The 13534-nt window shown below is 62.7% G+C and carries 10 protein-coding genes and 1 pseudogene; 9 read left to right on the top strand and 2 right to left on the bottom strand.

Annotated elements, in window-relative coordinates; genetic code table 11:
• Positions 1-16: 16 nt before the first annotated feature.
• From ampD to GIW04_RS00215, 5 genes and pseudogenes are all read left to right on the top strand, one after another.
• On the top strand, positions 17-580 hold the full coding sequence (ampD, locus tag GIW04_RS00230; protein ID WP_003188448.1) for a 1,6-anhydro-N-acetylmuramyl-L-alanine amidase AmpD: 564 nt from the start codon (positions 17-19) through the stop codon (positions 578-580).
• Complete coding sequence (gene ampE / locus GIW04_RS00225) at positions 577-1413, top strand: regulatory signaling modulator protein AmpE (RefSeq protein WP_003188449.1); 837 nt, start codon at positions 577-579, stop codon at positions 1411-1413. Before ampD ends, ampE begins: the two co-directional genes overlap by 4 nt.
• A gap of 277 nt (positions 1414-1690) precedes the next feature.
• Positions 1691-2782 (top strand): annotated as a pseudogene (locus GIW04_RS31410) (methyl-accepting chemotaxis protein); the annotation flags it as partial.
• Complete coding sequence (locus tag GIW04_RS31405) at positions 2759-3688, top strand: methyl-accepting chemotaxis protein (RefSeq protein WP_373874267.1); 930 nt, start codon at positions 2759-2761, stop codon at positions 3686-3688. The pseudogene GIW04_RS31410 and the gene GIW04_RS31405, both read left to right, overlap by 24 nt.
• A gap of 125 nt (positions 3689-3813) precedes the next feature.
• Positions 3814-4242 (top strand): hypothetical protein, encoded by a 429-nt coding sequence (locus tag GIW04_RS00215; RefSeq protein WP_032900411.1) that lies wholly within the window; start codon positions 3814-3816, stop codon positions 4240-4242.
• On the opposite strand, the gene GIW04_RS00210 is transcribed toward GIW04_RS00215, so the two are convergent.
• Together GIW04_RS00210 and cra are read right to left on the bottom strand one after the other, a co-directional pair.
• Entirely contained in the window at positions 4189-4965 is a 777-nt protein-coding gene (locus GIW04_RS00210) for a TatD family hydrolase (RefSeq protein WP_120248645.1), read from the bottom strand. The genes GIW04_RS00215 and GIW04_RS00210 overlap by 54 nt on opposite strands.
• Before the next feature lie 2 nt (positions 4966-4967).
• A complete protein-coding gene (cra, locus tag GIW04_RS00205) occupies positions 4968-5963 on the bottom strand; it encodes a catabolite repressor/activator (RefSeq protein ID WP_003188455.1) in 996 nt (331 codons plus the stop codon).
• A 284-nt stretch (positions 5964-6247) separates the two neighbouring features.
• Between cra and ptsP the strand changes: the two genes are divergently transcribed.
• From ptsP to GIW04_RS00185, 4 genes are all read left to right on the top strand, one after another.
• Positions 6248-9106, top strand: coding sequence for a phosphoenolpyruvate--protein phosphotransferase (ptsP, locus tag GIW04_RS00200; protein ID WP_003188457.1), 2859 nt, complete (start codon positions 6248-6250; stop codon positions 9104-9106).
• Entirely contained in the window at positions 9107-10027 is a 921-nt protein-coding gene (gene pfkB / locus GIW04_RS00195; RefSeq protein WP_120248646.1) for a 1-phosphofructokinase, read from the top strand.
• 11 nt (positions 10028-10038) lie between these two features.
• On the top strand, positions 10039-11748 hold the full coding sequence (locus GIW04_RS00190) for a PTS fructose-like transporter subunit IIB (RefSeq protein WP_120248647.1): 1710 nt from the start codon (positions 10039-10041) through the stop codon (positions 11746-11748).
• A 191-nt stretch (positions 11749-11939) separates the two neighbouring features.
• A complete protein-coding gene (locus tag GIW04_RS00185) occupies positions 11940-13481 on the top strand; it encodes an alkaline phosphatase D family protein (RefSeq protein ID WP_120248648.1) in 1542 nt (513 codons plus the stop codon).
• The last annotated feature ends 53 nt before the right edge of the window (positions 13482-13534 follow it).

Below are 13534 nucleotides of genomic sequence, written 5' to 3'. Positions count from 1 at the left end.
CACTCAAGGAGCCTGTATGCAGTTGGACCCCGCCAGCGGTTGGTGCCAGGGCATTCGTCATTGCCCTTCGCCCAACTTCAACGAGCGCCCTGAAGGCGAAATCTCGCTGTTGGTGGTGCACAACATCAGTTTGCCTCCGGCGCAGTTCAAGACCGGCAAGGTGCAGGAGTTTTTCCAGAACCGCCTGGATATCTCAGAGCATCCCTACTTTGAAGGGATAGCCAGCCTACGAGTGTCTGCGCATTTTCTGATTGAACGTGACGGCACTGTGACGCAATTTGTTTCGTGCCGCGACCGGGCCTGGCATGCCGGTGTTTCCGTTTTTGACGGGCGCGAGGTGTGCAACGATTTTTCCCTGGGGGTCGAGCTCGAAGGTACGGACGACCTGCCGTTCACCGATGCCCAGTATGCGGCGCTGATCGATCTGACCCGCCAGTTGCTCAAGGCTTACCCAAAGATCACCCACCAACGTATTTGTGGTCACAGCGACATCGCTCCGGGGCGCAAGACTGACCCGGGCCCCGCTTTTGATTGGACGCGCTTTCGCAGCGCCCTGCAGGATGGAGGACACGAACGATGAGTTTCCTGGTGTTGGTGCTGGCGGTATGGATCGAGAAGTTCTCGGCCTTGCGCCTGCGGTTGCAGCGTGACGGCGGATGGCTGCGTGAGCTGGCCAAGCTGGAATCGAGCCCGCGCATGGGCAAGCGGCCCTGGCTGATCCTGCTGGTGTTGGTGCTGTTGCCGGTGGCATTGCTGGCCTTGCTGTTGCTGGTCCTGGAGCCGGTGGCCTATGGCCTGTTGGCATTGCCGGTGCATTTGCTGGTGGTGATCTATAGCCTGGGCCGTGGCGACCTATTGGCAGGGCTGGGGCCGTTTCGTGATGCCTGGCGGCGCGGTGACCTGCAAGCGGCCGAGCATGTGGCCGAACGCGACCTCAAGCTTGGCGCCGACAGTGGCGAGCAACTGCTGGAGCGCGTCCAGGGCTACCTGCTGTGGCAGGCGTACCAAAGCTTTTTTGCGGTGATTTTCTGGTATTTCCTGCTGGGCCCGGTGGCCGCCCTGGCGTACCGCCTGTTGGCGCTGGCCAGCGAACACAGCCAGAACCCCCTGGTGGCCGAGCGCGCCACGCAATTGCGTCACGCGTTTGACTGGTTGCCGGTACGCCTGCTGGCGGCCAGCTTTGCCTTGGTGGGCAATTTCGTCGGGGTCAGCCGGGTGATGCTCCACGAATTGCTGAGTTGGGACATCAGCGCGGCACAGCTGGTGGAAAAAGTCGGCCTGGCCGCTGCGGAAATCCCGCCGCCAGTGGTGGGGGCCGATGGCATCAACAGCCTGGATCGCCTGTGGGAACTGCTGCTGCGCGCGGCGGTGCTGTGGTATGCCGGGTTTGCCATCTGGACGGTACTCCCCTGATGTGTAGGAGCGAGCTTGCTCGCGAAAAACCTCAACGATAACGCGTGCTTCCTGAATAAACGCGGCGTCGTTAAGTTTTTCGCGAGCAAGCTCGCTCCTACATGGCGTTAGGGCCTCCAGACACGCCGTTAACCTTACGTTACAAAACTCCCTTTCGAATTGAGCTATACAGATAGAGCGCCAAATAGTGGCTATCTGCCGCCGCCCTGCGCCTCAATAAAAATAAAAGAAGGGGAGGTCACCTGTGAAGAGCTTGCTCTATCCCGCCGTCGCGCTGATGAACCGCCTGAGCTTCGGCATGAAGTTCAGCCTGATCAGTGTGCTGTTTCTGCTGCCGATGCTGGCGACCAACTATTACCTGGTGCGCGACTCGTGGCGTGAATACCAGGGCACCCGGGTCGAACTGCAAAGCCTCGACCTGCTCGGCAGCAGCCTGGCGTTGCGTCGCGAGCTGGAAACCCTCAACAACCAGGTACAGATCAACGCCACCCTCGGCCAGTCTGGCAAAGCGGCAGACCTGGAGACCCGGATCAGCGCCTTGCAAACCAGTGTAGTGGAGCGCTTGCAGGGCTTGCGCGCCATTGCGACCCAGCCCGAGCAAGTTGCCGTCTTCGACAGTAAACGCGACGAACTGATCGCTGCGTTCAAGGCCCAGCAGCAGGAAACCTCGCTGCTCAACAAGGCGGCGTTGATCGGCAAGTTACTCAACCAGGCCCAGATGTTCAGCCAGATCATCGCCAGCCAAGCCGGCTTGAGCCGTGATCCGCAAAGTGATCTGCGCCAGCTCAGCGACCTGGTCACCACCATCACTCCTCAAGTCACCCAGGCCTTGGGTGAAGGCCGTGCCATGGGCGCGTACTCCCTGGGGCAGGGCTTTATCAATTCGTCCTCCAGCACCCGTTTTGACGAACTGCTGCAGCAGTTGGAAAAACTCCACGGCGAATATGGCCTGAAGCTGCAGGACGCGTTGGGCACCAGCCAGGCCGCGCACGCCGCCCTCGACGTCTCGGCGCAAGCCAGCCAGGCGAGCCTTAAGCAAGGCAGTGAGTTTTTCGAAGAGCAGGTGGTGATGGCCGAGACCCTCGACGCGCCTTGGCAGGGCTTTTATGACGGCGTCAGCCAACTGATGGCCAAGACCTATCAATTGGATGACGCCACCCTGGCGTTCCTCGGGCAGCAGTTGCAGCAGCGCCTGGCGCAGAACCGTTTGCACATGGTGTTGCTGGTCACGGCCCTGGCGGCGGTGTTTGCGCTGATTTTCTATCTCTATGCCGGTTTCTTTGTCTCCACCCGCACCACCTTGCGCCGCCTGGGGGCGATGATGGACAAAGTGGCGGCGGGCGATATGACGGTCACCTTCGTTGCCCAGAGCCGTGACGAACTGGGCGACCTGGGCCAGGTGTTCAATGGCACTGTGGCCAAGATTCACGACCTGATCGAGCGTGTTGGGCATACGGTCAGCCAGGTGGAGTTGCAGGCCGGCCAGGTGCAGGCGGTGTCGGCGCAGAGTAACCAGGCGGTGTCCGGCCAGCGCAGCCAGATCGAGCAAGTGGCGACGGCGATGAACCAGATGTCCGCCACCGCCCAGGAGGTGGCGCGCAGCGCCGCGGCGGCGGTCAGCAGTGCCCAAAGTGTCAACGATGAAACCGTCAGCGGGCGTGCGCTGGTGCAATCCCAGCAAGGCGGTATTGCGCGCCTGGCGGCGGAGATCGACGAATCGGTGCGGGTGATCAACCAACTGGCGACCGACAGCCAGTCCATCAGCAGCGTCCTGGAGGTGATCAAGAGCATCGCCGAGCAGACCAACCTGCTGGCGCTAAACGCGGCCATCGAAGCGGCGCGCGCTGGTGACCAAGGGCGCGGGTTTGCGGTGGTGGCCGACGAGGTACGCACTCTGGCCCGGCGTACACAGCACTCCACCGAGGAAATCGAGCAGATGATCATCCGCTTGCACAGCGGTGTCGGTGCGGCGGTGAAGGCCATGGGCAGCAGCCATGAAATGGCGAATGGCACGGTAGGGCAGTCGGAAAAAGTCCAACAAGCCCTGGAAAATATCCTGGGGGCGGTTGGGATGATCGTCGATCAGAACCAGCAGATCGCCGCCGCCGTGGAGCAGCAAACGGCAGTCGCCCACGACATCGACCAGAACATCGTCGAAATCAACCGCGCCGGCGAGCATGCGGCGCAAGGTGCGCAGCACACGGAGGCGGCCAGTCGGCAACTGGCAACCCAGGTGGTTGAGTTGAAGCAATTGATTGGCGCGTTTCGGGTGTAGGGAGGTTCTGAAGGACTGAGCGGCGGGCCGTGTGGCTTATGTCCTGATTTACCGATGCGTGTTTTATCGGGGCGTGAATAGGTGAAAATTTATTTCATCCGTCACGGTCACGAGGGGACAAAACGATGGCCGCCGCAATCGGTATCAAAGGGCATTGCGCCCAATGCAACATGACGTTTGAGCTCAAGCCCTGGCAACTGAACGCCATTGCCATTGATGTACCGTTTGACTGTACGTATTGCCACTGCGGGTTGCACTTGGGGTGCGTCAAGCAGTTGCGCCAGTTCAGGGCCCTGGACCACTGGGCGCTGGTGCGGCCGAGCATGATCATGCTGACGTGCGCAACCTTGCTGATGGCCCTTGTCGCTGAATGGTTGGGGCTGCTCAGTGTGATCGGGCAACTGAACATTTCGCTGGTCGCCGTGCTGATCCATTTGCTGGTGGTGCGCTATGCCCGCCATCGACAGAGAATGACCTTGAAGTTGCAGGTGATCAGTCCGCTACCAGTTGAACAGCTCGCACGCATTGCGTGTGCTCGCCTCAGCCAGCAATAAAGGGCTGATACCCATGCGCTCGGCCAGGGCGGTGCAGATGTCTGGCAGGTGCTGCGGGCTATTGCGCTGGTTGGGGTACATGGCCGGGGCCATATCCGGCGCATCGGTTTCCAGCACCACGGCGTCGAGTGGCAACTGCGCCAGTACCCGGTGCATGCGCAGGGCCTGGGGCCAGGTGGCAGCGCCGCCCAGGCCCAGTTTGAACCCGAGCTTGATGTACTCGCGGGCCTCTTCAGCGCTGCCGGCGAACGCATGGATGATGCCGCCTCTGGGCACGCGGATGCGTTTGAGGGTGGCAATCACGGCGGCGTGGCTGCGGCGAACGTGGAGCAAGGCCGGCAGTTGAAAGTCCACCGCGAGTTTCAGTTGGGCTTCAAACAGCGTCTGCTGGCGCTCGTGGTCCAACTGTTCCAGAAAGTAATCCAGGCCAATTTCGCCCACTGCGCACAGTTGCCGGTGACCATGCAGGCGCGTCAACCAGTCGCCCAGCTCCAGCAGGTCGGCGGGGCGATGCTCATCGAGATACACCGGGTGCAAGCCGAAGGCGGCGAACAGGCCTTCGTCCTGTTGCACCAAGTCCCATAGCCGCTGCCAATTTTTCTGGTAAACCCCCAGCACCACCAGGCGCCGCACGCCAAGTTCACGACTGTGGGCGAGGACGTGCGAGCGATCGGGGTCGAAGTCCTCGAAGTCCAGGTGCGTGTGGGTGTCGATCAGCTCCACGCTCAGGCCTCGTGAATACGCTGCTTGAAAGTCCGGCCAATCGCATGCACCCCGGGTTGGTACTGTTCCTCTTCAATGGCGGCCAGGGCCAGGCGCAGGGCGGTTTCGGCAATCAACTGATGTTGCTGGGCCATGGCGTTGACCGGCAGCGGCAGGAAATCCAGCAACTGCGTATCGCCGAAGGTGCCCAGGCGCAGGGGCCGCGACTTGAGGGGGAAGTCATGCAGCGCGTCGAACACGCCTTGCAGCAGTACGTAGGAGGTGGTCACCAGCGCGTCCGGCAGATGCCCCAGGCGTTGCAGCAGTTGCTCCATCAGCTCTCGGCCGCAGTCACGACTGAAGGCTTCGCCCTGCTCGATGATCACGTCGCCCGTAAAGCCTTGCAGCGCATCACGGAAACCGGCGGTACGTGCCTGGCTGATGCTCAGCTCGGGCCGTGCGCCGATCAGCGCGATCTGCTTGGGCAACGGTTGCAGCAGGCTGCTGGTGAGTTGCTGGCAGGCCTGGTGGTCATCGCTGACCACGGAGCAGAACTGGTTCGGCTCCATCTCCCGGTCGATGGCAATCACCGGCAGCCCCTTGGCCTGAAGCTCGCGATAGCTGTCATCGCTGGCCGGCAGGCAACTGGCGACGAACAACGCATCGCAACGCCTGGCACGGAACAGTTGCAGCAGTTGGCGTTCGCTGTCCGCTTCATCATCGGAGCTGGCGATCAGCAACTGATAGCCTCGCGCCCGCGCACCTTGTTCCAGCAGTTTGGCGATGCGTGCGTAGCTGGGGTTTTCCAGGTCTGGCAGGATGAACCCCAAGGTGCGCGTATGCCGGCTGCGCAGCCCGGCGGCTTGAGGGTTCGGGGTAAAGCCATGGGCTTGGACCACGGCACGCACACGCTCAACGGTTGCGTTGCTGATGCGCTGCTGTTCGGCTTTGCCATTGATGACATAGCTGGCGGTGGTAACGGACACACCGGCCAGACGTGCGATATCACTGAGTTTCAAACCGGGATTTCCTTGTTTTTTGGCGCTCGCCCCGACATTTTGTCCAATCGTAACCGATTCCAGCATTCGACCCATGTCCCACAGCAAGCGCCGAGTGGCCCTTCAAGCTTGCACAATTAACGCGTAATCTGCCATAAATTCTAGATTAAACGTTTCAGCAGGCGTATTTTTACGATGTTCGCCGCTGAGTGACCACTGCCAATTGACCGCTCAGTCAGTTAATTTTGAACATATTTACCTACAACAATACCTAGTGCGCCTGTCGCACTAACTAGGAGAACGGCATGCTTGAGCTCACTGTAGAGCAGATATCCATGGGCCAGGTGGCTGTGGATAAATCTGCTGCCTTGCACCTGCTCGCTGACAAATTAGTGGCCGATGGCCTGGTTGCCGAAGGTTATCTCAGTGGCTTGCAAGCCCGTGAAGCCCAAGGCTCGACCTTTCTCGGACAAGGCATCGCCATTCCCCATGGCACGCCAGAAACCCGCGACCAGGTATTTTCCACCGGTGTGCGCCTGCTGCAGTTCCCCGAAGGGGTGGACTGGGGCGATGGCCAAATCGTTTACTTGGCGATTGGCATCGCGGCTAAATCCGATGAACACCTGCGCCTGCTGCAACTGCTCACCCGTGCCCTCGGTGAAACCGACCTGGGCCAGGCCTTGCGCCGTGCCAACAGTGCCGAAGCCCTGTTGAAACTGTTGCAAGGCGCGCCCCAGGAACTGGCGCTGGATGCACAGATGATCAGCCTGGGCGTGTCGGCCGATGATTTTGAAGAGCTGGTGTGGCGCGGTGCACGCTTGCTGCGCCAGGCCGACTGTGTGAGCAATGGCTTTGCCGCCGTATTGCAGCAGGTCGACGCGCTGCCCCTGGGCGATGGCCTGTGGTGGTTGCACAGCGAGCAGACGGTCAAGCGTCCGGGCCTGGCCTTTGTGACGCCGGACAAACCCATGCGCTACCTCGGCCAGCCTTTGCACGGCCTGTTTTGCCTGGCGAGCCTCGGTGAAGCGCACCAAAGCCTGCTTGAACGCCTGTGTGCCTTGCTGATCGAAGGGCGCGGCCAGGAGTTGGGGCGCGCCACCAGCAGCCGCGCGGTGCTGGAAGTGCTGGGTGGTGAACTGCCGCCGGACTGGCCGAGCGCCCGCATTACCCTGGCCAACGCCCACGGGCTGCATGCTCGCCCGGCGAAGATCCTGGCGCAATTGGCGAAAAGTTTTGACGGCGATATCCGCGTGCGCATCGTCGATGGCGCGGTGGGCGCCGTGTCGGTCAAAAGCCTGAGCAAGCTGCTCAGCCTCGGCGCACGCCGTGGCCAGGTGCTGGAATTTGTGGCCGAGCCGACGGTGGCCGGCGATGCATTGCCCGCCCTTTTGGCCGCCGTGCAAGAGGGCCTTGGCGAAGAGGTCGAGCCCTTGCCTACGGTGAGTGCACAGCCAGCGCAGGTCGATATCGAACCCGTACTCAGCGCGCCACTGAGCGGTAGCCAACTCCAGGCCATTGCCGCCGCACCGGGTATTGCCATCGGCCCGGCCCATATTCAGGTGCCGCAGGTGTTCGATTACCCGTTGCGCGGTGAGTCTGCCGCCGCCGAACGCCAGCGCCTGCACACGGCCTTGAGCGACGTGCGCACGGATATCCAGGGCTTGATCGAGCGTAGCCAGGCCAAGGCCATCCGCGAGATTTTCATCACCCACCAGGAAATGCTCGACGACCCGGAACTGACCGACGAAGTCGACACCCGCCTCAAGCAAGGCGAAAGCGCCGAAGCCGCCTGGATGAGCGTGATCGAAGCCGCCGCCAAGCAGCAGGAAGCCTTGCAGGATGCCTTGCTGGCCGAGCGTGCTGCCGACTTGCGTGACATCGGCCGCCGCGTACTGGCCCAATTGTGTGGCGTTGAGAGCGTGCAGGAACCGAGCGAGCCCTACATCCTGGTGATGGAAGAAGTCGGCCCTTCGGACGTGGCACGCCTGGACCCGGCCCGCGTTGCCGGCATTCTCACCGCCCGAGGTGGCGCCACAGCCCACAGCGCCATCGTCGCCCGCGCACTGGGTATTCCGGCCTTGGTCGGTGCTGGTGCTGCGGTGTTACTGCTCAAAGCCGGCACGCCGCTGTTGCTCGATGGCCAGCGCGGTCGCCTGCATGTCGACCCCGACGCCGCCACCCTGCAACGGGCCACCGTGGAGCGCGACAGCCGCGAACAGCGCTTGCAAGCCGCTTCGGCCCAACGCCATGAACCGGCGCTGACCCGCGACGGGCACGCCGTGGAAGTGTTCGCCAACATTGGTGAAAGCGCCGGGGTGGCCAGTGCAGTGGAGCAGGGCGCCGAAGGCATTGGCCTGCTGCGCACCGAACTGATTTTCATGGCCCACCCCCAGGCGCCGGACGAGGCCACCCAGGAAGCCGAATACCGCCGCGTACTCGACGGCCTCAACGGTCGCCCGTTGGTGGTGCGCACCCTGGATGTGGGCGGGGACAAGCCATTGCCCTACTGGCCGATCGCCGAAGAAGAAAACCCCTTCCTCGGTGTGCGCGGCATTCGCCTGACGCTGCAACGCCCGCAGATCATGGAAGCGCAACTGCGCGCACTGCTGCGTGCAGCGGATAACCGCCCGCTGCGCATCATGTTCCCCATGGTCGGCAGCGTGGATGAGTGGCGCGCCGCCCGGGACATGACCGAGCGCCTGCGCCTGGAGATCCCGGTGGCGGACCTGCAACTGGGGATCATGATCGAAGTCCCGTCAGCCGCCTTGCTGGCGCCGGTGCTCGCCAAGGAAGTCGACTTCTTCAGCGTCGGCACCAACGACCTGACCCAATACACCCTGGCCATCGACCGCGGCCACCCGACCCTGTCGGCCCAGGCCGATGGCCTGCACCCGGCAGTTTTGCAACTGATCGACATCACCGTGCGCGCCGCCCATGCCCATGGCAAGTGGGTTGGCGTGTGCGGCGAGTTGGCGGCGGACCCGCTGGCGGTGCCGGTGCTGGTCGGCCTGGGTGTGGATGAGTTGAGCGTGTCGGCCCGCAGTATTCCCGAGGTGAAGGCGCGGGTGCGTGAATTCAGTCTGAGCGAGGCCCAGGGCCTGGCGCAACAAGCACTGGCGGTGGGTTCGCCCGCGCAAGTGCGTGCCCTAGTGGAGGCCGTGTAGATGGCGAATATTCTGACCCTGACGCTGAACCCGGCGTTGGACCTCACGGTACGCCTGGCGCACCTGCAACCCGGTGAGGTCAATCGCAGTGAAGCGATGCTCACCCACGCGGCGGGCAAGGGCGTGAATGTGGCGCAGGTGCTGGCGGACCTGGGCCATTACGTCAGCGTGGGCGGGTTTCTCGGCAGTGCCAACCCCCAGGCGTTCAATGCGCTGATCAAGCGCCGTGGGTTTGGCGATGCCTTCATCCGGGTTCCCGGCGAAACCCGTAGCAACATCAAGATTGCCGAACAGGATGGGCGGGTCACCGACATCAATGCACCGGGGCCGCTGGTGACTGAAGAGACGCTAAAAGCGCTGCTCAAGATGGTCGCGATCATTGGCCCGGAGTTCGATGCGGTCGTGGTGGCCGGTAGCTTGCCGCGCGGCGTCAGCCCGCAGTGGTTTAAAGGTTTGCTGGAGGCGTTGAAGGACCTGGGGTTGAAAGTCGCCCTGGACACCAGTGGTGAAGCGCTGCGCCTGGGGTTGGAGGTTGGCCCGTGGCTGGTCAAACCCAATACTGAAGAGTTGGCCGAAGCCTTGGGTAACGCCACCGATGCCATCAGCCGACTGCATCAGCAAGGCGTCGAACATGTGGTGGTCTCCGACGGGGCCGCAGGCGTGACCTGGTACCGCCCGGGTGCGGCGCTGCATGCCACTCCGCCCAAGGTGGCAGTGGCCAGTACCGTGGGTGCCGGCGACTCGCTGCTGGCCGGGATGCTCCACGGTTTGCTCAGTGGCGATACGCCGGAGCACACCCTGCGCCGGGCCACGGCGATTGCCGCGATGGCAGTGACACAGATCGGTTTTGGCATCAGCGATGACGCGCAGTTGGCGCATCTCGAAAGCGGCGTCGATGTGCGCACGCTGACAGAACAATAAGAGGGTTTGTGATGAAGTTAGCCATTGTTACCGCCTGCCCGAACGGCATGGTCACCAGTGTGCTGTGCGCCCGCTTGTTGGACGCCGCCGCCCAGCGCATGGGCTTGCACACCAGTGTTGAAGTCGTCGATGTGCAGCGCCCGGAGCGCCAGTTGTCCCAGGCGACGATTGATGATGCCGAGTGGGTGCTGCTGGTCAGCAGTACCCCGGTGGAGATGCAGCGGTTTGTCGGCAAGCGCGTGTTCCAGAGCACGCCGGCCCAGGCGTTGGCAGATGTCGAAGGCGTATTGCGTCGGGGTGCTGAAGAGGCCCAGGTGTATGTCGCCAACGCTGCCCCGGTGGCGGCCAAGGCTGCGCCGCGTATCGTTGCGATTACCGCGTGCCCCACTGGCGTGGCCCACACGTTCATGGCCGCCGAGGCCTTGCAGCAGACGGCCCAGCGCCTGGGTTATGACTTGCAGGTCGAAACCCAAGGCTCGGTGGGCGCCCGCACGCCGTTAAGCCCCCAGGCGATTGCCGATGCCGATGTGGTATTGCTCGCGGCCGATATCGAAGTGGCCACCGAGCGTTTCGCCGGCAAGAAGATTTACCGCTGTGGCACCGGCATTGCTCTCAAGCAATCCGAAGCCATCCTCAACAAGGCCCTGGCCGAAGGCGCAGTGGAAAGCGCGGCCAGCGGTGCAGCGGCCAAGGCCGAGAAAACCGGGATCTACAAACACCTGCTCACCGGCGTGTCTTACATGCTGCCGATGGTGGTGGCGGGGGGCTTGCTGATCGCCTTGTCGTTTGTGTTCGGCATCCATGCCTTCGAACAGCCCGGCACCTTGGCGGCGGCGCTCAAATCCGTGGGTGACCAGGCGTTCCTGTTGATGGTGCCGCTGTTGGCGGGCTACATCGCCTACTCGATTGCCGACCGTCCTGGCCTGGCGCCCGGCATGATCGGCGGGCTGCTGGCGGGGACGCTGGGGGCTGGGTTTATCGGCGGCATCCTGGCCGGTTTCGTCGCCGGGTATTGCGTCAAGCTGATCAGCCGCACGGTGCAACTGCCCCAGAGCCTGGAAGCGCTCAAGCCGATCCTGATCATCCCGTTACTGGCGAGCCTGTTTACCGGCTTGGTGATGATCTACCTGGTGGGCCCACCAGTCGCCCGCTTGCTCACGGGCCTGACGGATTTCCTCAGCACCATGGGCACCACCAACGCGGTGCTGCTGGGCATTCTGCTCGGCGGCATGATGTGCGTGGACTTGGGCGGGCCGATCAACAAGGCGGCGTATGCGTTCTCGGTTGGCCTGCTGGCCGCGTCGAGCGGCGCGCCGATGGCCGCGACCATGGCCGCCGGCATGGTGCCGCCGATTGGCATGGGCATCGCCACGTTACTGGCCCGACGCAAGTTCGCCCAGACCGAACGCGAGGCCGGCAAGGCGGCGATGATTTTGGGGCTGTGCTTTATCTCCGAAGGCGCGATTCCCTTCGCCGCCAAAGACCCGCTGCGGGTCATTCCGGCCAGTATTGCCGGTGGTGCGTTGACCGGTGCGCTGTCGATGTACTTCGGCTGCAAACTCGCCGCACCCCATGGCGGGTTGTTTGTGCTGGTGATTCCGAATGCGATGAACCATGCGTTGTTGTACTTGTTGGCGATTGTCGCGGGCAGTGTGTTGACCGGGCTGGTGTATGCCGTGCTCAAGCGACCGGAAGCGGCCGAGCTGGCCGTGACTGCCTGACACTGGCAAAAAATGTGGGAGCTGGCTTGCCTGCGATAGCATCGACTGGGTTTGCCTGATACACCGAGGTGTTTGCATCGCAGGCAAGCCAGCTCCCACAGGTGAATTTGATCGTTCTCCCGATTGGTGTCACATCCGCTTCATCCCATCATGCTTAAGTGGCCCTTTTGATACTCAAGAGGACATCCTGCATGAGCCACTTCGATCTCGGCCGCCGCCGTGTGATGCAAGCCGTAGGCGCTGGCCTGCTGTTGCCGGGCCTGGCGCCGGCGGTGATCGCTTCGGTGAAGGACCGACCGCAACTCACGGACGGCGTGCAATCGGGCGACCTGCAGGGCGATCGCGCGATGATCTGGAGCCGCAGCGACCGCCCGGCGAAGATGGTGGTGGAGTGGGACACCCGCAGCGTGTTCAGCAACCCGCGCCGATTCGTCTCGCCCCTGGCCGACAGCCGCACCGACTTTACCGCCCGTGTCGAACTCACCGGGCTGCCGGTTGACCAGGCGATTTTCTACCGCGTGCATTTCGAAGACGCCCAGACCGGCATTGCCAGTGAACCCTGGTTCGGCCACTTGCGCAGCGTGCCGCAACAGCGGCGCGATATCCGTTTTGTGTGGAGCGGCGACACCGTCGGCCAAGGCTTCGGCATCAACCCGGACATCGGTGGCATGCGCATCTACGAAGCCATGCGCCTGCGCTTGCCGGACTTTTTTATCCACAGCGGCGACACCATCTACGCCGACGGCCCAGTCCCCGCGCAGCTCACCACTGAAGGCGGGCGCATCTGGCGCAACATCACCACTGAAGCCAAAAGCAAAGTCGCGGAAACCCTCGATGAATATCGCGGCAATTACCGCTACAACCTGCTGGATGAAAACGTGCGCCGCTTCAATGCCGAGGTGCCGCAGATCTGGCAATGGGACGATCACGAGGTGATCAACAACTGGTCATCGAGCAAGCAGTTGGATGAGCGCTACCAGACCCGCGACATCAACACCCTGGTGGGCCGTGCCCGCCAGGCCTGGCTGGAATATTCACCCATGCGCCGACAGAGCGCCGACGCTGGTGGGCGCATTTATCGCAAGCTCAGTTATGGGCCGCTGCTGGATGTGTTTGTGTTGGATATGCGCAGCTATCGCGGGCCGAATGACGACAACCTGGGCGCTGAAAAACCCTTCCTCGGCCGTGAACAGTTGGACTGGCTCAAGCGCGGGCTCAAGGCCTCGCAAGCGCAGTGGAAGGTGGTCGCCGCTGACATGCCTATCGGCCTGGGCGTGCCCGACGGTGAAGTCAGCCCCGGCGTGGCGCGTTGGGAAGCGATCGCCAATGGCGACCCTGGCCCGGCGCAAGGGCGTGAGCTGGAGATCGCCGAACTGCTGGGGTTCCTGCATGAGCACAAGGTGCGCAACCACCTGTGGCTGACGGCCGATGTGCATTACTGTGCGGCGCATCACTATCACCCTGACGGCGCGGCGTTCCAGGATTTCGAGCCGTTCTGGGAGTTTGTGGCGGGGCCGTTGAATGCTGGGAGTTTCGGGCCCAACCCACTGGATAAAACCTTTGGCCCGCACGTGGTATTCCAGAAGGCGCCACCGGCACAGAACACCTCGCCGTTTGCGGGCTTTCAGTTTTTTGGTGAAGTGCAGATTGATGGGCAGACGGCGGAGTTGACGGTGATGCTGCGCGATCTCGATGGCGTCTCGGTGTTCGAGCAAAAGCTGCAACCGGCCTGATCGTTCCCACGCTCTGCGTGGGAACGCATCCTGTGACGCTCCGCGTCACGCCG

Origin of the sequence: Pseudomonas sp. PA-4-8C, assembly GCF_021606625.1 — a bacterium.
In the GTDB taxonomy this organism is placed as follows: Bacteria; Pseudomonadota; Gammaproteobacteria; order Pseudomonadales; family Pseudomonadaceae; genus Aquipseudomonas; species Aquipseudomonas lactis.
Note: the sequence above shows the minus strand (reverse complement) of the source record. Positions and strands in the feature narration are given on the sequence as shown.